At 71.3% G+C, this 20315-nt stretch carries 18 protein-coding genes and 2 pseudogenes; 7 read left to right on the forward strand and 13 right to left on the reverse strand.

Annotated elements, in window-relative coordinates:
• Positions 1 to 2: 2 nt before the first annotated feature.
• On the reverse strand, positions 3 to 434 hold the full coding sequence (locus FF096_RS09230) for a 6-carboxytetrahydropterin synthase (RefSeq protein ID WP_309222969.1): 432 nt from the start codon (positions 432 to 434) through the stop codon (positions 3 to 5).
• A gap of 3 nt (positions 435 to 437) precedes the next feature.
• Entirely contained in the window at positions 438 to 1418 is a 981-nt protein-coding gene (locus tag FF096_RS09235; RefSeq protein ID WP_309222970.1) for a zinc-binding alcohol dehydrogenase, read from the reverse strand.
• 96 nt (positions 1419 to 1514) lie between these two features.
• Between FF096_RS09235 and FF096_RS27465 the strand changes: the two are divergent.
• Positions 1515 to 3994 (forward strand): annotated as a pseudogene (locus FF096_RS27465) (CDP-alcohol phosphatidyltransferase family protein); the annotation flags it as partial.
• Positions 3995 to 4125: 131 nt separating this feature from the next.
• Here the strand turns inward: FF096_RS27465 and FF096_RS09250 are convergent.
• The 3 genes from FF096_RS09250 to FF096_RS09260 form a co-directional block, all read right to left on the reverse strand.
• On the reverse strand, positions 4126 to 5238 hold the full coding sequence (locus tag FF096_RS09250; RefSeq protein WP_155216879.1) for a ricin-type beta-trefoil lectin domain protein: 1113 nt from the start codon (positions 5236 to 5238) through the stop codon (positions 4126 to 4128).
• 239 nt (positions 5239 to 5477) lie between these two features.
• Complete coding sequence (locus FF096_RS09255) at positions 5478 to 6521, reverse strand: SAM-dependent methyltransferase (protein WP_309222971.1); 1044 nt, start codon at positions 6519 to 6521, stop codon at positions 5478 to 5480.
• A 98-nt stretch (positions 6522 to 6619) separates the two neighbouring features.
• A complete protein-coding gene (locus FF096_RS09260; RefSeq protein WP_155216386.1) occupies positions 6620 to 7804 on the reverse strand; it encodes a snapalysin family zinc-dependent metalloprotease in 1185 nt (394 codons plus the stop codon).
• 232 nt (positions 7805 to 8036) lie between these two features.
• Between FF096_RS09260 and FF096_RS09265 the strand changes: the two genes are divergently transcribed.
• The 5 genes from FF096_RS09265 (at position 8037) to FF096_RS09285 (ending at position 12495) form a co-directional block, all read left to right on the forward strand.
• Positions 8037 to 8615, forward strand: a complete 579-nt coding sequence (locus tag FF096_RS09265; RefSeq protein WP_155216388.1) for a hypothetical protein — start codon at positions 8037 to 8039, stop codon at positions 8613 to 8615.
• A 98-nt stretch (positions 8616 to 8713) separates the two neighbouring features.
• A complete protein-coding gene (locus FF096_RS09270; protein ID WP_155216390.1) occupies positions 8714 to 9394 on the forward strand; it encodes a response regulator transcription factor in 681 nt (226 codons plus the stop codon).
• Between the two features lie 13 nt (positions 9395 to 9407).
• The gene (locus FF096_RS09275) at positions 9408 to 10889 is read left to right on the forward strand and encodes a HAMP domain-containing sensor histidine kinase (protein WP_155216392.1); all 1482 of its coding nucleotides are present in this window, start codon (positions 9408 to 9410) and stop codon (positions 10887 to 10889) included.
• Positions 10886 to 11776, forward strand: a complete 891-nt coding sequence (locus tag FF096_RS09280; protein ID WP_155216394.1) for a Gmad2 immunoglobulin-like domain-containing protein — start codon at positions 10886 to 10888, stop codon at positions 11774 to 11776. Before FF096_RS09275 ends, FF096_RS09280 begins: the two co-directional genes overlap by 4 nt.
• Positions 11777 to 11949: 173 nt before the next feature.
• Positions 11950 to 12495, forward strand: coding sequence for a DUF488 domain-containing protein (locus FF096_RS09285; protein WP_309222972.1), 546 nt, complete (start codon positions 11950 to 11952; stop codon positions 12493 to 12495).
• A 73-nt stretch (positions 12496 to 12568) separates the two neighbouring features.
• Here FF096_RS09285 and FF096_RS09290 read toward each other — a convergent pair whose 3' ends face one another.
• Entirely contained in the window at positions 12569 to 12724 is a 156-nt protein-coding gene (locus tag FF096_RS09290) for a hypothetical protein (protein ID WP_196222496.1), read from the reverse strand.
• A gap of 41 nt (positions 12725 to 12765) precedes the next feature.
• Here FF096_RS09290 and FF096_RS09295 point away from each other — a divergent pair, with 41 nt between their 5' ends.
• Positions 12766 to 13740: a hypothetical protein gene (locus tag FF096_RS09295; protein WP_196222497.1), complete on the forward strand. Its 975-nt coding sequence runs from the start codon at positions 12766 to 12768 to the stop codon at positions 13738 to 13740.
• Positions 13741 to 13776: 36 nt separating this feature from the next.
• Here the strand turns inward: FF096_RS09295 and FF096_RS09300 are convergent.
• The 7 genes and pseudogenes from FF096_RS09300 to FF096_RS09330 form a co-directional block, all read right to left on the reverse strand.
• Positions 13777 to 13938: pseudogene (locus FF096_RS09300) on the reverse strand (RtcB family protein); the annotation flags it as partial.
• Between the two features lie 201 nt (positions 13939 to 14139).
• Entirely contained in the window at positions 14140 to 14514 is a 375-nt protein-coding gene (gene mnhG, locus FF096_RS09305; protein WP_155216398.1) for a monovalent cation/H(+) antiporter subunit G, read from the reverse strand.
• On the reverse strand, positions 14511 to 14774 hold the full coding sequence (locus tag FF096_RS09310; RefSeq protein ID WP_155216400.1) for a monovalent cation/H+ antiporter complex subunit F: 264 nt from the start codon (positions 14772 to 14774) through the stop codon (positions 14511 to 14513). Before FF096_RS09310 ends, mnhG begins: the two co-directional genes overlap by 4 nt.
• On the reverse strand, positions 14771 to 15400 hold the full coding sequence (locus tag FF096_RS09315) for a Na+/H+ antiporter subunit E (protein WP_309222973.1): 630 nt from the start codon (positions 15398 to 15400) through the stop codon (positions 14771 to 14773). The genes FF096_RS09310 and FF096_RS09315 overlap by 4 nt, the downstream gene beginning before the upstream one ends.
• Positions 15397 to 16974, reverse strand: a complete 1578-nt coding sequence (locus FF096_RS09320) for a Na+/H+ antiporter subunit D (protein WP_155216402.1) — start codon at positions 16972 to 16974, stop codon at positions 15397 to 15399. Before FF096_RS09320 ends, FF096_RS09315 begins: the two co-directional genes overlap by 4 nt.
• On the reverse strand, positions 16971 to 17435 hold the full coding sequence (locus FF096_RS09325) for a Na(+)/H(+) antiporter subunit C (RefSeq protein ID WP_309222974.1): 465 nt from the start codon (positions 17433 to 17435) through the stop codon (positions 16971 to 16973). Before FF096_RS09325 ends, FF096_RS09320 begins: the two co-directional genes overlap by 4 nt.
• A complete protein-coding gene (locus tag FF096_RS09330) occupies positions 17432 to 20254 on the reverse strand; it encodes a Na+/H+ antiporter subunit A (protein WP_309222975.1) in 2823 nt (940 codons plus the stop codon). The genes FF096_RS09325 and FF096_RS09330 overlap by 4 nt, the downstream gene beginning before the upstream one ends.
• Positions 20255 to 20315 lie beyond the last annotated feature (61 nt).

Raw genomic sequence — 20315 nt, forward strand, 5'->3', positions numbered from 1 at the left:
CGTCAGGCGGCGCCCTCACCGACGGCGTTCGGTCCGGGCAGCGCCCGCTCGTAGCTGGCCCAGGCCACATGCGACTCGTGCAGGGTGACCGTGATCCCGGTCAGGCCCCGGGCACCGGCGCCGAGCTGACCGGCGGCCACCCGGTCGGCGAGGCGGTCGGCGATGGTGCGGGCCAGCACCTCGGTGGTGGTGTTCGTGCCGGCGAACGCGGGCTCGTCGTCGAGGTTGCGGTAGTTCAGCTCGCCGAGCACCGCCTTGAGCTGGTCGGTGGCCAACCCGATGTCGACCACGATGCCGTCGTCGTCCAGGTCGGGGCGGCGGAAGGTGGCGTCGACGACGAACGTCGCGCCGTGCAGCCGTTGGGCGGGGCCGAAGACGTCGCCACGGAAACTGTGAGCGATCATGATGTGGTCACGGACGGTCACGCTGAACACGGTTCACTCCCCGTCGTAGGTGATGAGATGGCACAGTGCGGGCAGGTCGCCCGCGCTGAGTCGGGCGAGCACGTCAGGCAGCTCCGCGAACGGCGACCGGCCGGTGATCAACGTGTCGAACGCCGGGTCGGCGAGCAGGTCCAGGGCGAGCGCCATCCGGTCGGCGTAGCCGCGACTGCCCCGTCGTGCCGGCGCGACCATGCCCACCTGACTGCTGCGGATGGTCAACCGACCGGAGTGGAACGCGCCACCGAGCGACAGCTGCACCGGTCGGTCGCCATACCAGCTCAGTTCCAGCAGGGTGCCCTCCGGCGCGAGCAGGTCCAGGCCGTGTTGCAGGCCGGCGGCGGTGGCGCTGGCGTGCACGACCAGGTCACGGCCGTCGGCGGCGGTACCCGGCGCGGCGAAGTCGACACCCAGCGCGGCGGCCACCTCGGCGCGGGCCGGATCGGTGTCGACCAGTTCCACCCGCACCCCGGGGAAGCGGGCCAGCAGGGCGGTCACGGCGCAGCCGACCATCCCGCCGCCGATCACGGTGACCCGGTCGCCGACCAGGGGCGGGGCGTCCCACAACGCGTTGACGGCGGTCTCCACCGTGCCGGCCAGCACGGCGCGCGCCGCCGGGACCTGTGGCGGTACGACGGTCACCGCCTCGACCGGCACCACGTACGCGCTCTGGTGCGGGTGCAGGCAGAACACGGTACGCCCGAGCAGGTGCGCCGGGCCCTGCTCGACCTCGCCGACGCTGAGATAGCCGTACTTGACCGGGGCCGGGAAGTCGCCCTCCTGGAACGGTGCGCGCATCGCGGCGTACTGGCTGGCGGGCACGGCACCGGTGAAGACGATAGTCTCGGTGCCCCGGCTCACCCCGGAGTACCGGCTGCGCACCAGGACCTCCCCGGTGCTCGGCTCCGGCAGCGTCACCGGGCGGATCTCGCCCACACCGGGAGCCCGGAGCCAGAAGGCGCGGGCGGTTTGCGTCACCGGTTTTTTCTCCTCTACCGCGTCCGGACCGAACCGATCCGTCGTATTTTCCGTAGTTCCCTGACAGGGGTCGTCGATCATAAACACGGAGGCACGGTGTCCACAGTTCGAACCGGTCCGCAAATCGGGCTCTTCGTCCAGATCGTTCTGCTGGCGGGGGTCGCCGCGACAGTCGGTCTCGGTGTCGCGGGCTGGCTGACCGGCACGGCGTACGGCGTGGTGACCTGTCTGGCGCTGCTGCGTGGTCTGCGTCGTGCGGGCACGCCGCGGCTCGGACCTGCCGACTGGGTGACGATGGGGCGCGGAATGCTGGTCGGGGCGGTGACCGCCCTGATCGCCGACGCGCTGAGCAGTGGTCGTACCGCGCCGGTGGCGTTGCTGGTGGCGATGACCGGCGTGGCGCTGGCCCTCGACGCGGTCGACGGCAAGGTGGCCCGCCGCACCGGGACGACCAGTGCCCTCGGCGCCCGGTTCGACATGGAGGTCGACTCGTTCCTGGTGCTGATGCTGAGCCTCTACGTGGCCCCTTCGGTCGGGCCCTGGGTACTCGCCATCGGCCTGATGCGGTACGTCTTCCTGGCCGCCGGCTGGGTGCTGCCCTGGATGGTCGCCCAGCTACCGCCCCGGTACTGGCGTAAGGTGGTCGCCGCCGTCCAGGGGATCATGCTCGCGGTCGCCGCCGCCCAGGTCCTGCCCGGAATGGTGACCACCGCGTTGCTGGTGACCGCGCTGGGCCTGCTGGTCGAGTCGTTCGGGCGGGATGTCCGGTGGCTGTGGCGGCACCGGACGACGTCGACCGCACCGGCCCTGGCGATGCCGACCGTGCCGATCGACGTGCGCCGGGTCGACCGATCCGACGAGCATGACCAGTCCACCGCCCCCGCCCTGTCGCTGCGCTGACCCGGGAGAAGCAGTTGTTGATCACGGACCCGGCGCCCGCGCGCCCGACCACAGACACCGAGCCGACCGAGGCGGGGGTGGGCCGACGGGGCGTGCGCCGCCGGGTCGTGACCCGCGTGGTCACCGCCCTCGCCGCCGTGCTGGTGCTGGGCGCGTTCACCCTGCCCAACCGGCCGTGGCAGCTGGAGCCCGGCGCGTTGATGCGGATCCCGTTGGAGGCGCTGCTGCTCGCCGCGCTGCTGCTCGCGCTGCCCGGTCGCCCCCGGCGGGTGGTGGCCGCGCTGACCGGTGCGCTGCTCGGACTCGTCGTCGTGGTGAAGGTCGGCGACCTGGGCTTCTACGCGTCGCTGGGACGTCCGTTCGACCTGGTGCTGGACTGGTCGCTGCTGGACGAGGCGTTCACCTTCGTGGCCGAGTCGATCGGCCGGCCCGGCGCGATCGCCATCGCGCTCGGGGTCGGGCTGTCGTTGCTGGCCGTGCCGGTGCTGACCGCCCTGTCCACGGTACGGCTGTCCAGCCTGTTGACCCGGCACCGGACCGGTAGCACGCGGGCCATCGCCACGCTGGTGCTGGTCTGGGCGGTGCTGGCCGTGTTCGGGGTGCGGATCGTGCCCGCCATGCCGATCGCGGACACCAACGCCAGCATCCTCGTCCAGGAGCACGCCGCCGAGGTGTGGGACCGGCTGTCCGACCGTCAGGTGTTCGCCAAGGAGGTGGGGGTGGACCCGTTCCGGGATCTGCCCGCCGACCAGTTGCTCACCGGGCTACGCGGGAAGAACGTGCTGATCGCCTTCGTGGAGAGCTACGGCCGCAGCGCGGTCACCGATCCCGAGTTCGCCGCCATCCCCCGGATGCTCGACGAGGGCGCGGGTCGGCTGTCCGCCGCCGGGTTCGCCACCCGCAGTGGCTTCCTCACCTCGCCGACCATCGGCGGCGCGAGCTGGCTGGCACACGCCACCCTGCTGTCCGGTCTCTGGGTCGACAACAACCAGCGGTACCGGAACCTGCTCGCCAGCGACCGGTTCACCCTCGGTGACGCGTTCCGGCGTGCCTCCTGGCGTACGGTCGGGGTGATGCCGGCGGTGAACCAGCCCTGGCCGGAGGGCGCCTTCTACGGCTACGAACAGTTCTACAGCGGGCCCGACCTGGACTACCAGGGCCCCAGGTTCGCCTTCGCGCCGATGCCCGACCAGTTCGCCATCCACCAGTTCCACCAGCGGGAGTTGACCGGCGCTCGGGACCGTCCGGTGATGGTCGAGCTGTCCCTGGTCTCCAGCCACTCCCCCTGGACGAAGGTGCCGTCACTTGTCGAGTGGGACGCCATCGACGACGGCGAGGTGTTCCGGCGGGGCATCATCGGTACGCCGACGGCGCAGGCCCGCACCGGCTACCGGCACTCGATCAGCTACACGTTGCGCACGCTCATCTCCTACGCGGAGACGTACGGTGACGACGACACGGTGCTGGTCATCGTCGGTGACCACCAGCCCGCGCCGGTGGTCACCGGCGAGAATCCGAGCCACGACGTGCCGATCCACATCGTGACCAAGGATTCGGCGGTGCTGCAACGCATCGGCGACTGGGGTTGGCAGGACGGCCTGACCCCGGACGCGAAGGCGCCGGTCTGGCCGATGGACCAGTTCCGCGACCGCTTCCTCACCGCCTTCGGCCCCACCCCCGACCGACCTCGGGCCCAGGGCCGCTGAACGCGACCCCGGTACCGGTCGACGCGGTCGGGGGCAGCCGGCGCGAGCGGCGTTCCGGCCGGGCGTGCGAGCCCTGGAACCCGGGCCGGCGGTAGCTGCGGCTACCGCCGGCTCCACCGCTGGTTGGCCTGACCGTTGCAGGTCCAGAGGATGAGTTTCGTGCCGTTGGCGGTACCGGCGGCGTTGGCGTCCAGGCAGAGACCGGACTGTACGCCGGTGATGGTGCCGTCGGCGTTCAGCTGCCACTGCTGGTTGGTCCCACCGTGGCAGTCGTAGATGGTGACCCGGGTGCCCGGCGAGGTGCCGTAGCCCGCGGCGTCGAGGCACTTGTTGCCGTAGACGGTCAGCGCCCGCCCGGAGGTGTAGCTCCACTGCTGGTTGGCGCCGCCGTGGCAGTCCCACAACTGGAGCTGAGTGCCGTTGACGGTGCTGGAGCCCGGCACATCGAGGCACCGGCCGGACGCGGCGCCGACGATCCCGGTGGTCGATCCCCCGCCGCTGCCCGGGGTGCCGATGCTGCCGGGAACCGACTGCAGCGCGCTGTACCAGACCGCGGCCATCTTGTCGTAGCCGTTGGCGGTCGGGTGGACCCCGTCGATCAGGTCGGCGGTGGTCAGGGCGCTGTGCATGTCCACCAGGTGGACCCGCTTGCCCGCGTTCACCTTGCTCTGCACGATGCCGGGAATCGCCGCGTTGAAGGTGCGTACGGCCGCCGCCTGGTTGGCGTTCGAGAGCGTGATGATCTGCGCGACGAACACGTCCGCGTCAGGGGCGGTGGTGGTGATCCGGTCGATCAGCGTGGAGAGCCGGTTCGGCGCGGTACTCACGTTGTAGTTCTGCAGGATGTCATTGGTGCCGATGTGCAGCAGGACGGTCCGCGGCCGTTGGGTGTTCAGCCACCCGCCGATGTTGGCGTCGATCTGGTCGATACGCCAGCCGGGATGCCCTTGATGGTCGTGGTCACCGAGGTTGGCCGGCCCGTTGAACTGCGACCCGACGAAGTCCACGGTGTACCCGCCGTTGACCAGGCGCTGCCAGAGGCCGATCCGGTAGCCGCCCGGGATCTGGGTGCCCTCGGTGATCGAGTCGCCGAGCGGCATCACCCGTACCCCGCCGTTGGACTCCGCGCTGGCCGCGCCGGGTTGCACCACCACACCGGCGGCCACCAGACCGAGCGCGGCGACCGCCGCGAACAATCGTGCCCTCGTACGCATCATCAACTCCTGCCGTTGTTCTCCGGGCGTGACCAGCTCCGACATCGCGTCGAAAGCCGACACCTGTCAGGTGAACGCTAACAGTCACACAAGTCGATATACATCCGTCTCCCCGCCCCCGCCCCCGCCCCCTGTCCGATCGTGCAGTGCGTGTCCCCGCACACGTCGCCGCCCCCGCACCTCGGAGACCAGCAAGTGTCCGAGGCGCGGGGACGGGACCAGGCAGGGCGGGAGAGGCCCTAGGGGGCGGGTTTGCGGGCGACCAGAACGTCACGGACGATGGCCTGGTCGACCCGGTGGGACAGGCCCCGCCAGGGGCCGTCGTCGAGAACGGTGAGGCCGGCGGCGGTCAGCCGTTCGGCGGCCGCCTCCCGGCGCGCGACGTTGGTGTTCCACGAGACGCCCAACGCGCCGCCCGGGCGCAGCACCCGCGCCCACCCGGGCGCGGCGGCGGTGAGCAGGGCGAGTGGGTCGCGGGCCAGACCTTCGACGGTACGGCTGCCGTGCTGCACGCCGTAGGGCGCGTCGGCCACCACCACGTCGATCGTCTCCGGGCGGAAGAACTCACCCACCCGGGTGGTGTCGGCGTTGACCACGTCCACCGTCTGCACGTCACCGGCCTTGTGCGCCTCCTTGGAGGCAGCCAGTTCCATCCGCAGTCGCCGCCCGACGACCTTGCGTTCCCGGCGGATCGGGCCGGACTCCAGCACCCGGTGCTTGATCCGCTTGCGCTTGAGCCAGGTGCTCAGGAACGTCTGGTACGCCTCGAAGTCCTTGCTGTCCCGGTCGATCCCGGCGGCGTCGAACCCGTACATCATCGCCTGGTTGAGCGTGGTGCCCCGACCGCACAGCGGGTCCAGCACCCGGAACCGCCGGGTCAGCAGGTCGCCGGCCCAGTCGGAGGCGAGCAGGGTGACGTTGAGCAGCAGCTTGGTGAACTGTTCGTTGGTCTTGCCCGGATACTTCTGAATGGTGAGCAGGTCGTCGTCGAAGCGGTCCAGCCGGGCCACCGGCACCGGCCGCAGCAGATCGCCGACGAACTCGAAGATCGCGTACGCGCTGGAGAGGTTGCCCAGCAGCGCGGCGTCCCGCTCACTCAGACCCCCGGCGACGTCGAAGGTGATGTAGCGCGCGCCGCCGATGGTCTCGGTGGCCACGTCACCGATCCGGCCGTCGAGCACCGCGTCGCCGAAGATCTCCAGCTCCGCGCAGGTCAACTCCACCGCCGCCCCCGAGTACACCCGGTTACTCGACGGCAGACTCAGTACCCCATACCTAGCCACAGCCGCCCACTATCCCACCCCGCGCCGATCACGCGGATGTGGCACCCGGAACACCCCGTTCGAGGCGTTCGCGAGGTGCCACACCCGGCGGGGTGGTGTCAGGCGGGGAGACCGCCGACCTGGGTGTTGATCCAGGAGCGGATCGAGGGCAGGTCACCGTAGATGGACGGGGCGGTGGCGCAGGTGGAGCTGTTGTTACCCGCCCGGCTGGTCGCGCCGATGACGTTCCACACGCCGTTGATCCGACGCACCTGCGGGCCGCCGGAGTCGCCGTAGCAGGCACCGGCGTTGCCGTTGGTGTTGTTGGTGCAGATCTCGTACGGGCCGTTGATGCCGAGGCACCGGCTGTCCGCCACGATCGAGGTGTCCAGTTCGTGTGCCACGGTGGGCGCGGAGCCGCAGCCACGGGGCGCGCAGGTCTGGCCCCAGCCGATGATCCGGGTGGCCGTGCCGACCGCGCCGGAGGTGCTCGGGATCGGCGCGGGCGCGTAGCTGACCGAACTGGCCAGCTGGAGCAGCTTGACGTCGATGCTCGGGTGGTTGACCGCCCGGCTGACCCGGACGACCGTGCCGCCGCTGGTGCGGTTGATGCTGCCCACCCGCACCGAGGACGGGGTCGAGCAGTGCTTCGCGGTGACCACCCAGTTGGACTTGATCAGGGTTGCGGTGCAGCCGGAGGTGTAGACCAGCCAGGGGTAGTTCTCGGTGGCCGGCCGACCGTTGACCACCAGCGTCCCGACGCCGGAGTCCTCGGTCCAGGTGAACGTGCCGGTGGCGGCCGAGACGCTCCGGCTGCCGGCGAAGAGCTGGTTGACCCGGCTCGCCTCGGCGGCGCTGGGGTAGGCGTTGGTGCAGGAGACCGGTGCGCTGCTGCCGGACATCAGGTCCGAGCAGAGGCCGGTGCGCCGGTCGGGCAGGCCGAGGATGTGGCCGATCTCGTGGGTGGCGATCCGGGTACGGTGGTAGCCCTGGTTGACAGCCTCCCATCCCATCCAGACCCGGCCGTTGCCGAGGCTGGTCGTCTGCGCCCGGGGCCAGCCGTTGTCGACGTAGATGGTGATGTTGCCGGGCGTGCGGGCCACGAGCCGGACGTTGCTGACCCGGCTGTTCCAGATCTGGGCGGCCTGGTCGAAGTTGGTCCGGAACTCACCGGCCCGGCTGGCGTCGTAGTAGACGGTCCGGGCGGCGGAGGCGCTGGCGGCGGTAACCACCTGCACCCCGGCTGCCGCCAGCACCGCCGCCAGCGCGGCGGTGGCCGCGCGCAGCAGTTGTCGTCGGATCATCACGCACTCCCCTGGGACTGAGCGGCGCACCAACGCGTCGCAATCGATATGCGTGAATGTTAATAGTCATTCTTCGCCGGTTCTCATCGCGAAAGTGTCATACCGCCCGGGCGCTGTTACTCGCGTGTTACGCCACCGTGAAACTGCGGTGGCGGGGCACCACGACGGTGGATTCCACCAGCTCACACCCGCTCGCGCGATAGGTCGCGGCGGGACGAGAAAGGAGATGAGGATGCCGATCAGAAGGACCGCCGCCACGCTGCTCGTGGCGCTCGCCGCATTGGTCGCCGCGACGGCCACGGCCCCGCCCACCACCGCCAAGCAGGCGGCGACCGGGGCGCCCTACTGCGGGATCACCTGGGGCAGCGGCGACAAGACGGCCGGGGCGCTCAGCTCCGCCCCGCTGGTCGACGTACGCGTCGGCCGACACGACTGCTACGACCGGGTGGTGTTCGAGTTCGCCGGCCCGGTCACCGGCTACGCCGTCGCCTACGGCGAGACGTACACCGACGGGGAAGGGTTGGCGCTGTCGCCGTACACCGCCGGTGACGCGCTGCTGCGGGTCTCGCTGCGCGCCCCCGCCTACGACGACGAGCACCTGGCGACGGTGCCGTACCGCACCGGCGAGCACGTGGCCAACGTGCTGCGCTACCCGACGCTGCGCGACGTGGTCTTCGGCGGCAGCTTCGAGGGCTACAGCACCTTCGCCGTCGGGGTCCGCGCCCGGTTGCCGTTCCGGGTGTTCGTCCTGGCCGGGCCGGAAGGCCACAGCCGGATCGTGCTCGACGTGGCACACCAGTGGCAGGAGTGACCGACCGTGGGGACGGGGGTTCGGCACCGACCGGTCCCCCGTCACCGCCCGTCACGTCGAGCGGCCCACCGGCATACCGGGACTACCCTGAGTGCATCATGGACGGCCGCGTACTGGTGGTCGAGGACGACGCCTCCATCCGGGAGGTCACCGCCCTCGGGCTGCGCCGCGCCGGTTTCCGGGTGGACACCGCAGCCGACGGACGGCAGGCCCTGGCCGTCTGGCGGGCCGCAACCGTGGACCTGATCGTGCTGGACGTCATGCTGCCCGGCCTCGACGGCCTCCAGGTGTGCCGCGAGATCCGGCGCAGCAGTGCGGTGCCGATCCTCATGCTGACCGCCCGTACCGACACCATCGACGTGGTGGTCGGCCTCGAATGCGGTGCCGACGACTACCTGCGCAAGCCGTTCGACCTGCCCGAACTGGTAGCCCGGGTCCGTTCGGTGCTGCGCCGCACGGCGGTGCCGCCGGAGCCCGCCCCGCTCCGCGTCGGCGACCTGGAGATCGACCCCGGGGCGTTCGTGGCCCGCCGCGCCGGTCAGGAGGTGCCGCTGACCACGACCGAGTTCCGGCTGCTGTTGGAGCTCGCCCGCCGCCCCGGCCAGGTGTTCACCCGCGAACTGCTGCTCGACCGGGTCTGGAACCACAGCTACCTGGGCGACAGCCGGTTGGTCGACGTCGCGGTGCAACGGCTGCGCGCCAAGGTCGAGACGGATCCGGGCAACCCCCGGCTGATCCGCACCGTACGCGGCGCCGGATACAAGCTCGTCGCCGGATGACCGGGCAGCCACGATGGACACCACCGGGGTACGGGCCACGACGCCGGACAAGCCCCCCGCACCGGCGAGGGCGCACCGGCAGACCGTACGGCCCGGTCGGCTGCGCCGTCGGCTGACCATCGCGTTCGTCCTGGTCGCCGGGATCTCCGCCGGGGTGCTCGCCGGTGGGTCGTACCTGCTGCTGCGGCAGACCCGTTACGACGCGTCGCTGCACGCCGCCGCCGCCGACGCCCGGTACCAGTTGGTGCTGGCCCGGCAGTTCCTGCCGCTGACCGAGCAGCGCCGCACCGACCTGCTGACCAGTTTCGAGGACAGCGGTCGGCACGTGGTGCTGGTCGCCGAGGACAGCTGGCCCTCCGACCCGGCGTACGCACCACCCCTGACCGAGCGGCTGCGCGGCATGGTCGCCGCCGGACAGCTCGGCTACCAGCGCAGTGCCGAGCCGACCCGGCTGCTCGTGGTGGGTGGCCGGATCCCCGGCTCGACCGCCGAGCTGTACGTCATCACCGGCGAGGACGACCTCGCCGCCGGACTGGACCAACTCCGCAACGCCCTCGCGGCCGGCTGGGTGCTGGTGGTGCTGCTCGCCGCCGCGGTGGGGCACACCCTCGCCCGGCGCACCCTGGAACCGGTGGGGCGGGCCAGCCGGGCCGCACGAGCCATCACCGAGGGCCTGCTCGCCACCCGGCTGCCGGTGCGCGGACGCGACGAGTTCAGCGCCTGGGCCGCCTCGTTCAACGAGATGGCCGAGGCGTTGGAGGCGAAGATCGCGGCCCTGCACCGCGCACAGGAACGGGAGCGACGCTTCACCGCCGACGTGGCGCACGAGCTGCGTACCCCGGTGACCGCCCTGGTGGGCGCGGCCTCGCTGCTGCGCGACCACCTCGACCACCTGCCCGGCGACGCCCGGCGCGCCGGTGAGCTGCTGGTCACCGACGTGGTCCGGCTGCGCCGCCTGGTCGAGGACCTGATGGAGATCTCCCGGCTGGACGCCGGGCGGGAGGTGGTCGACCTGACCGACGTGGACGTACCGGCCCTGGTCCACCGGATCGTGGCCGCGCGCGGCCGGCCGGACCAGGTGGCGATCGACGGCGCCCCGCTGCGGCTGCGCACCGACCCGCGCCGACTGGAACGGGTGCTGGGCAACCTGATCGCCAACGCGGTACAGCACGGCGCGGGTGAGATCCGGGTACGGGCGAACCGGTCCGGCGACCGGGTGCACGTCGACGTGACCGACCAGGGGCCGGGCATCCCGGCCGAGCACCTGCCCCGCCTGTTCGACAGGTTCCACAAGGTCGACCCGGCGCGCTCCGGTGGCGGCAGCGGGCTCGGTCTGGCCATCGCGTGGGAGAACGCCCGCCTGCTCGGTGGCCGGTTGACCGTGCACAGCGCCCTCGGTGCGGGCACCCGGTTCCGCCTCGACCTGCCCGTAACCCCCGACGACGCCGAGTCGGGGCACCCGCAACCGGCCGAGTCGAGCGGCGGTGCCGGATGACCCGCCGCCGTACCGCGTCGCTGCTCGCCCTGCTGGTCCTGGTCGCCGGGTGCGCGCCGCCGCGGTCCGGCTCGCTCGGCCCGGCACCCACCGCCGCGCCGGGCCCGCCCAGCTCCACCAGCGTCGGAGAGCCGCCCACCACGGCGGCGTCGACCAGCACGCCCCCGAACACCGACACCCCCGCCCGGCCGACGCGCGACCCCGGCACCACCGCCGCCAGCCGGGCGGCGACCCTCACCCTGCAACTGTGGTACGTCCGCGACGGGCGACTCGCACCGACCCGGCGTACCCGGCCGACCACCGTGGCCACCTCACGGCTCGCCCTGGAGGAACTGGCCGCCGGACCGACCACTGCCGAGTCCGCCACCGGCCTGGTCACCCTCGTGCCCGACGGCACGCAGGTGAGCCGCATCGTCGCGGGTGTCGCCACGGTCCGGCTGGCCGCCGCGCCCGATCCGGTGGTCGGCAGGTTACGGGAGGCCCAGGTGGTCTACACCCTCACCCAGTTCCCCACCGTCCGGCAGGTCGCCTTCGGCACCGCCACACCGACCGACCGCGCCGACTACGCCGACCTGCTGCCGCCGATCGTGGTGACCAGCCCGACCATCGGCGACCGGGTGACCAGCCCGGTCACCGTCACCGGCAGCGCGGACGTGTTCGAGGCGACCGTCAACGTCCGGGTGCTCGACGCCACCGGCCGCCAGCTCGCCACCGCCTTCACCACCGCCACCTGCGGCACCGGATGCCGAGGCAGCTACCGGGTCAACGTGCGCTACCGGCTCTCCCGCGACCAGTCCGGCACCATCGAGGTGTACGAGGTGTCCGCCGACGACGGCTCCCGCACGAAGACCGTCGCCGTACCGGTGACCCTGGCCGCCACCGGGTAGACCACCGTTCCCTACCGGCGACGGCTTCCCGGGCATGGCTGCGATCCGCCGCTGTACGCCCAAGTCGGGCGGCCGCGTGCCCCTGTGGCCGTACGCTCGGACTGTTCGGCCTGACGGCGGCGAGTGCCGCCAGCCGACGCGACGACGAGGAGTTCCACCGAACGAGGCCGACAGTGACATCGCGGGAGATCTGGACCATCGGGCACTGGACATGCCCCGAGCCGGCGTTCCTGAAGCCGCTGCACGAGCACGACATCACTCTGCTCGTCGACGTCCGCGCGCAGCCCGGGTCGCGACGCAACCCGCAGTTCAGCCGCGACGCGCTGCCGCACTGGTTGGAGCGGGCCGGCATCGACTACCTGCACCTGCCCGAGCTGGGCGGCCGACGCCGCAAACAGGACGTGGACCCGCAGGTCAACGCGGGCTGGCGGCAACCAAGCTTCAAGAACTACGCCGACTACACCCTGACACCGCAGTATCAGGCAGGCATCAGCCGACTGGCCGACCTCGCCACACAGCACCGCACCGCCATCATGTGCGGCGAGCCGATGCCGTGGCGCTGCCACCGGCTGCTCATCGCCAGCACGCTCACCGCTGACGGCTGGACGGTGTGGCACCTGATCGGCAACGCCGCGCCTCGGCGGCACGAACTCGGTATGTGGGGTGCGGATCCGTCGATCGGCACGGACGGGCAGGTAACCTACCCGCCGTCGTCGTGAGCCACGACGTGGCGTTCTGTCCCCCGGACGAAATGGTCCGCACCGAAGCGGCGATCCCCTCTCCACGTGAGGCTCAGCGGTTCTGGCGTTCGATGCCGCGACGGACGAGGTCACGGATGCCGGGCAGGGTGACCGCGCGGATCGTGACCTCGTTCAGCCAGACGTGCAGGCGACTCGGCGGCGCGTACTGGTTCATGCCCCGTCGGGCGAGCGCCTGCCGCTTGACCACCTCGGCGCGGAGGCCGGCCTGCGGTGACCGATGATGGGTCCGTGGCCCAGCAGCAGCACGCGGTACGCCGGAGGAACCTTCCCACGTCGAGCGCGGAGGGGGCGTGGCATGCGCTGGTCCTCGACGTCGAACAGCCAGCTCGCCCCGCACTGCGGGTGGAGGTAGCCGGCCGCGGCCTGCTCGTGCTGCGGCACGGCACCGAGATCGTGCTCCTGGCCAGCGTGGCGGATGACCGCTTCGGCGTCGCGTACGCCGCAACAGGGCAGCACCGCCCGCCGGTCGCGCCGATCCGCGCCGCCCAGGCGGCGACCTTCGGCACCGCCGACGCGGGCGGCGTCTGGCAGGGGCGGTGGGCGCACCACTTCGCTGCCGCGCTGAGCGGAACCGTCGACGGGCCGTTACACGCGGGTCGCTGGGTGATCGGCGGCGACATCGCCCACCCGGCCGGCGACGCGGCGCGGCACCGGACCCCGGTCCTGTTACCGCACGACCGGGGCTGGATCGACTGGTTCAGCGGAGACCGGCACCGGCAGATTCTGCCGCTGCGCCCGCTGGCCAACCCTGAGGCCGGGCGGGTCAGGGCCTATCGGAAGCAGTTCCGGGAGGGCATCCTCCCCCCTGTGCTGCTCTGGTGGATCAGTGGTCTCGACTGCCCCGTCGTGCTGGACGGTCACGATCGACTCGTCGCCGCTGCCGCCGAGGACGGACAGCCGCCGGTGCTCACGCTCTCCTTGGTGGACCAGCACCAGGTCGACGTCGACACGGACACCACCGTGCGCCGCTACGCGACGACCACCCGGACCGTACGGCACCAGGTGTCCGCCGGTACGCCCGGCGCGGCGGAGGCCCTCGCCGCCGCGCACCGCCGCCTCGCCCGCGACCTACGCGGTATCGAAACCGGTTACGGCACCACTCGTGCCTGGCCGTTGCGGGGCGGCCCGGCGACGTGGCACCGCCTCGCCGAGGCACATGTGCCGGACTGGCACACGGAGATCAGCGCGGCCGACGGGACGTAGGGTCGACGCCTGCCCCCGACGGGCGTCGACCGCAGCTCAACCCTTCACACAGATCACCTGCTTGAGGTGGGCGACCACCTCGACCAGGTCATCCTGCTGCGCCATCACCTCGGTGATGTCCTTGTACGCGCCGGGGATCTCGTCGAGAACTCCGGCGTCCTTGCGGCACTCCACACCCGACGTCTGCGCCGCCAGGCACGCGGGGTGCGGAGAACACGAGGGCCGCCCCGACCCATGGCGGGTGGGGCGGCCCTCGGCGTCGGCCGACGCGCTGGCTAGCTGCGTCCGTCCGATCGCCGGGGCGATGTGATCAGGCCAGCTGGTGCGCCGGTGGGCACGAGTACGCCAGTCGGCCGGTAGTGGTTGCGTTGCCGCCCCGCAATGGATATCGCCCGGCCCTCAGGCCCGGACCTCGTCCCGCTCACCGGCGAGCCGGTCCAGGTGGGCGGCGAGTTCGTCGGTGAGCAACAGGTCGGTGCGGATCTCCTCGTGCGGGTACCCGGCCCGACCAATCATGTGCGCGGCCACCGGGGCGGTGGCCAGCTGGAAGATGCCGACCAGCACCAGCGTGGTGATGTCCACGCCGGTCCGCAGCCGCAGCGCGCAGCCGACCAGCACCAGCAGCAGTCCGAGGACCTGCGGCTTGGCGGCGGCATGCATCCGGGTGAGCAGGTCCGGGAAGCGCACCAGGGCCACCCCGGCGGCGAGACTGAGGAGCGCGCCGCTGATCAGGCAGACGGCGGCGACGATGTCGAGGACGGCGTCGAGGGTCATTCGCTCTTCCTCCGCGTGGCGAAACGGGCGATGCTGACCGACCCGACGAACCCGAGGACCGCGAGGACCACCAGCACCGGCAGGGCGGTGGCGTCACGGCTGTAGGCGGCCTCGGTGGCGATCGCGGCGACGATGATGGCCAGCAGCACGTCGGTGGCCACGGCCCGGTCCAGGATCGACGGACCCCGGATGATGCGGCTCAGGGTCAGCCCACCGGCCACCGCCAACAACACGGTGACGGTCACGGCGACGGTGGTCATGTCGGTTCCCCTTCCAGGTGCGCCAACGGGTTCGGGTACCCGGCGGTGCGGACTCGGCGCAGCTCGTCGGCTGAGCCGACGGCCTCGATGATGCGCGCCTCCAGGTCGTACACGCTGCGCCGGAACTGTTCGACCTCGTCCCGGCTGTTCACACCGATGACGTGGACGAACAGGGTGCCGGTGGTGCGGTCGGCCTCCAGGATCAGGCTGCCCGGGACCAGGGTCAGCGCCTCGGCGGTGAGGGTGAGGTTGAGGTCGGTGTTCACCCGCAACGGGACCGCGATGATGGCGCTACGCGGCACATGCCTGGGCCGCAGGGCCAGCCAGGCGATCTGCGCCGAGGCGACCACCAGGTCGCTGAGGAAGCGTCGCCAGAAACGCAGCATCCCGAGCGGGTGGATCCGCCCGGCGAACGTCACCGGCGGCAGCGGGAAGACCGCGATGAGGATCGCGGCCACCACCAGCCCACTGATCACGTTGGCCCAGGAGAGCGTGCCCCAGAGCAGCACCCAGACCGTCACCAGACCGGTCATCGCGATGATCTGGTTGCGGTGCCGGGCCGATCGGCTCAGCGGCGGGTTCGGCGGGTCGACCGGTTCGGCGGGGGTCATCTGGTCGGCGCTCACGGCGTACCCCCCGGGAAGACGGCGTCGACGTACGGTGTCCGACGCAGCAGGTCGTTGGCGGCGTCACTGCTGACATCGAAGAGTGGACCGGCGACCACGGTCAGCACCAGGCCGAAGACCACCAGCGCCACGGTCGGCGCGATCATCAGCTTGGGCAGCACGGCGCCGGAGTGCCCGGCGGGCAACGGCTGCTGCGGCTGGACCGAGCCGTCGACTTGGGATGCCTGCTCCGCCTCGTCGGCGTCCGGCATCTCCGCGTGCGGGGCCCGCCAGAACGCCAGGTTCCACACCCGGGCCACCGCGTACAGGGTGAGCAGACTGGTGATCAGCCCACCGGCGACCAGGATCCAGGCCAACACCCCACCGTCGTCGATACCGGCCTGGACCAGGCCGAGTTTGCCGAGGAACCCGGAGAAGGGTGGGATGCCGGCGAGGTTCAGCGCGGGTACGAAGAACAGGATGGCCAGCAGTGGCGAGAGTCTCGCCAGGCCACCGAGGCGTTCCATGTTGGTGCTGCCACCTCGACGTTCGACCAGGCCGGCGGCGAGGAAGAGGGTGGTCTGGATGGTGATGTGGTGCACCACGTAGAAGATCGCCGCGGACAGCCCGAGAGCCGAGGTCAACCCGACTCCGAAGAGCATGTAGCCGATGTGGCTGATCAGGGTGAACGACAGCAACCGTTTGATGTCCGACTGGGCGACCGCGCCGAGGATGCCGACCACCATGGTCAGCACCGCCGTCACCATCAGCAGGGTCGCGGTCCGACCGCCGGGGAAGAGCAGCGTCTCGGTCCGGATGATGGCGTACACACCGACTTTGGTGAGCAGTCCGGCGAAGACGGCGGTGACCGGGGCCGGGGCGGTCGGGTAACTGTCCGGCAGCCAGGCCGACAGGGGGAAGACCGCCGCTTTGATGCCGAAGGCCAGCAGCAGCATGCCCTGCAACAACAGCCGCAGGTCGTCCGGTAGGGCGTCCAGCCGGTCGACGAGCTGGGCCAGGTTGAGCGTCCCGGTCGAGGCGTACACCAGGCCGATCGCGACCAGGAAGATCACCGACGAGAGCAGGCTCACCACGACGTACGTGGTGCCGGCCCGGATTCGCGTCTCGGTGCTGCCCAGGGTGAGCAGCACGTAGCTGGCGACCAGCAGGATCTCGAAGCCGACGTAGAGGTTGAACAGGTCACCGGAGAGGAAGGCGTTGCACACACCGGCGGTCAGCACCAGGTAGGTCGGGTGGTAGACCGACAGCGGCGTCTCCTCGTTGCCGTCGGCCATGCCCTGACCCATGGAGTACACCAGCACGCAGAGGGTCACCGCGGCGGAGACCACCAGCATCAGGGCAGCGAGTTGGTCGGCCACCAGGACGATGCCCAACGGTGCGACCCAGCCGCCGACCTCCACCACGAGCGGCCCGTCTTTGCTGGACTGCACCAGCAGCGTCGCGGCCACCCCGACGGTGGCGGTGAGCACGGTCAGGCTCACCCACCGCTGGGCGCGCGGACGCCCGAGCAGCAGCAGTGTCAATGCCGCGCCGAGCAGTGGCATCACCACCGGCAGCGGAACGAGGTGCGTCATCCGGCCCTCCCCGAGTCCACCGTGCCGGCCAGGGTCCGGTCGGCACCGGTTTCCTCGTTGTCGTCGTCATCGTCACCGTCGACGTCGTCGTCCGGGACCTCGTCGCGCTCGGCGAGGTCCATGATCCGGCGGTCCTCGACGTCGTCCTGCACCTCGTCGTGCCCGTTGAGGTGCCAGCTGCGGTACGCCAGGGCGAGCAGGAACGCCGTCATGCCGAGCGTGATCACGATGGCGGTGAGGATCATCGCCTGCGGCAACGGATCGCTCATCTCCTCCTGCGAGGAACTGCCGACGATCGGCGGCGCGCCGGCCCGCCCACCGGTGAGCAGCAGCAGGTTGGCCCCGTTGCCGAGCAGGATGACCCCCATCAACACCCGGGTGAGGCTGCGTTCCAGCAGCAGCGTCACGCCGGCCGCGACGAGCACGCCGATCACGATGACGTAGGTGAGGTTCGGTGTCACACCAGCTCCTTTTCCCGTACCTCGTTGTCCTCGGTCTCGTGCTGGCGGTCCATCTCCGCGCCGAGGCTGCGCAGGATGTCCAGTACCAGGCCGACGACGATCAGGAAGACACCGACGTCGAAGAAGGCCGACGTGACGAAGTGGACGTGCCCCAGCACCGGCAGGTGGAAGTCGAGCAGCGCGCTCTGCAGGAACTCGCCGCCGAGCAGCAGCGCCGCCAGACCGGTGCCGACGGCCACGAAGAGCCCGGCACCGAGCACCATGCCCGCGTCGACGGGCGCCGCCCCGTTGAGCTCCGTACGCCCGCCCGCCAGGTAGCGCACGGCCAGGGCGAGACCGGCGACCAGGCCGGCGGTGAAGCCGCCACCGGGCGCGTTGTGGCCGCTGAAGAGCAGGTAGATGGCGAAGAGCATGATGGCGTGGAACAGCAGCCGGGTGATCACCTGGAGGATGACCGACTGCGCGCGGGCGGTGGCGCCGGTGGTCAGCCAGCGGGGACGGGGCGACTCGGCCCGACCGCCGCCGGGGATGTCACTGCGCCGGTCCAGGTCGCGCGCGTGGCGGAAGATCAGGCTGGCCACGCCGGTGGCGGCCACCACCAGCACCGCGATCTCGCCCATGGTGTCCCAGGCCCGGATGTCCACCAGGGTCACATTCACCACGTTCTTGCCGCCGCCGTACGACACCGCCTCGTCGGGGAAGCCGACGGAGATCGGGACGGCCTGCCGGGCTCCGGCGGCGACGTACGCCATGCCGGCGGTGATCGCGCCGACGGCGACCCCCAGGGCCACCCGACCGCGCCGACTGGACCGGATCGGTCGCTCCGAGAACTTCGCCGGTAGCCGCCGCAGCACCAGCACGAACATCACGATGGTGACGGTTTCCACCAGGAACTGGGTCAACGCCAGGTCCGGCGCGCCGTGCAGGATGAACAGCAGCGCGATGCCGTATCCGGCGACGCCCACCAGGATCATCGCGGTGAGCCGGCGCAGCGCGCGGGCGGCCATCACGGCGGCGACCACCACCACGGCGGCGGCGACCCCCTGCAACGGCGTGTCCCAGAGGTGGAACCGCTGCGGCCAGGGGCTGCCGGCCACCAGCGTGCCGCCCGGCAGCAGGACCAGCACCACCAGGATGACGCCGAGGTAGAACGGCAGCGAACCACGCTGGGTCGCACCGGTCAGCTCCACCGCCAGCCGGTCGACCAGCCCGATCGACTTGCGGTAGACGTCCGCACCGTCGAACGGCAGCCGCAGGGTGGCCCGCACCCGCTCACGGCGCATCAGCTGGAACAGCCCGACACCACCGGCCACGGCGAGCACCGAAAGGCCGAGCGCCGGCGTGAAACCGTGCCAGAGCGCCAGGTGGTAACCGGTCTCGGCGGAGGGATAGAGGTCCGCGTACGGGGCGAGCAGGCGGTCCACGGCCGGGGCGAGCACGCCGACGGTGACCCCGGCGAGGGCCAACACGGCCGCCGGAGCGAGCAGCGACCAGGAGACCGGCCGGACCTCGGTGGCCTCGATGCCGGGTTTGTCGGCGAACGCACCCCAGAGGAACCGCAGGGTGTACGCGACGGTCAGCACCGAGCCGAAGACCACACCGGCCAGCACCACCAGGTCGGCGGTGCCGCCGTGCAGCAGCGCCTCCAGCGCGGCCTCTTTGGCGACGAACCCGGCCATCGGCGGGAGCCCGGCCATCGAGGCGGCGGCGAGTCCCGCCACCCCCGCCAACGCCGGGGACCGGCGGCCGAGGCCACTGAGTTCACGCAGGTCCCGGGTGCCGGTGGCGTGGTCGACGACACCGACGGTGAGGAAGAGAGTGGCTTTGAACAGCGCATGGGCCAGCACCATCGCCACACCGGCCAGCGCGGCGTCCCGGGTGCCGCCGCCGAGGATCACCATCAGCAGGCCGAGCTGGCTGACCGTGCCGTACGCCAGCAGCAGCTTGAGGTCGACCTGGCGCAACGCGGCCCAGCCGCCGAGGAACATGGTGATCAAGCCGGTGGCCAGCAGCACCGGTCGCCACGGCGCGACGTCGGCGACCGCCGGTCCCATCAGGGCGACGAGGAACACACCGGCTTTCACCATCGCGGCGGCGTGCAGGTACGCGCTGACCGGCGTCGGGGCCGCCATCGCGCCCGGCAGCCAGAAGCTGAACGGGAAGATCGCGGACTTGCTGAGCGCGCCGAGCAGTACCAGCACCACGGCGACCGCGAGGTAACCGCCGCTGGGCAGGTTCTCCGCGACCTCCGACCAGCGGTAGCTGCCGGCGTGCTGGCCGAGCATGACGAACCCGGCGAGCATCGCCAGACCGCCCAGCGTCGTCACCAGCAGGGCCTTCATGGCCGCCCGCCGACCGGCGCGCTTCACGGGGTCGTAGCCGATCAGCAGGTACGAGAAGACGGTGGTCAGTTCCCAGAACACGTAGAGCAGCAGCAGGTCGTCGGAGACCACCAGGCCGAGCATCGCGCCGGCGAAGGCGACGAAGACGGCGGCGAAACGGCCCAGACCGGCATCGTCGGTGCGGAAGTAGCGGGCGCTGTAGGCCAGCACCAGTGCGCCGACCCCACCGACCAGGGCCACCATCAGCCAGGACACCGTGCCCATCCGCAGTGCGAGTTCGAGCCCGAGCTGCGGTACCCACGGCACCGTCTCGACCACCGGCTCACCGCCGCGCACCCCGCTCGTGTGGCTGAGTGCCCAGATCAGCGCCGCAGCGGGTGGCAGCGCCACCAGGTAAAGTGCGTTGCGTCCCCAGAGCCGCACCAGCCCCGGGGCGATCACAGCTGCCAACGCATGGACCGCCACCAGTGCCAGCACACAGCCTCCCCAGAGATCATCAGACGGTGTAACGACCTTATCCGGTCACAGCCGTTATCCG

It is taken from the genome of Micromonospora sp. CP22 (assembly GCF_009712475.1).
GTDB lineage: Bacteria > Actinomycetota > Actinomycetes > Mycobacteriales > Micromonosporaceae > Micromonospora.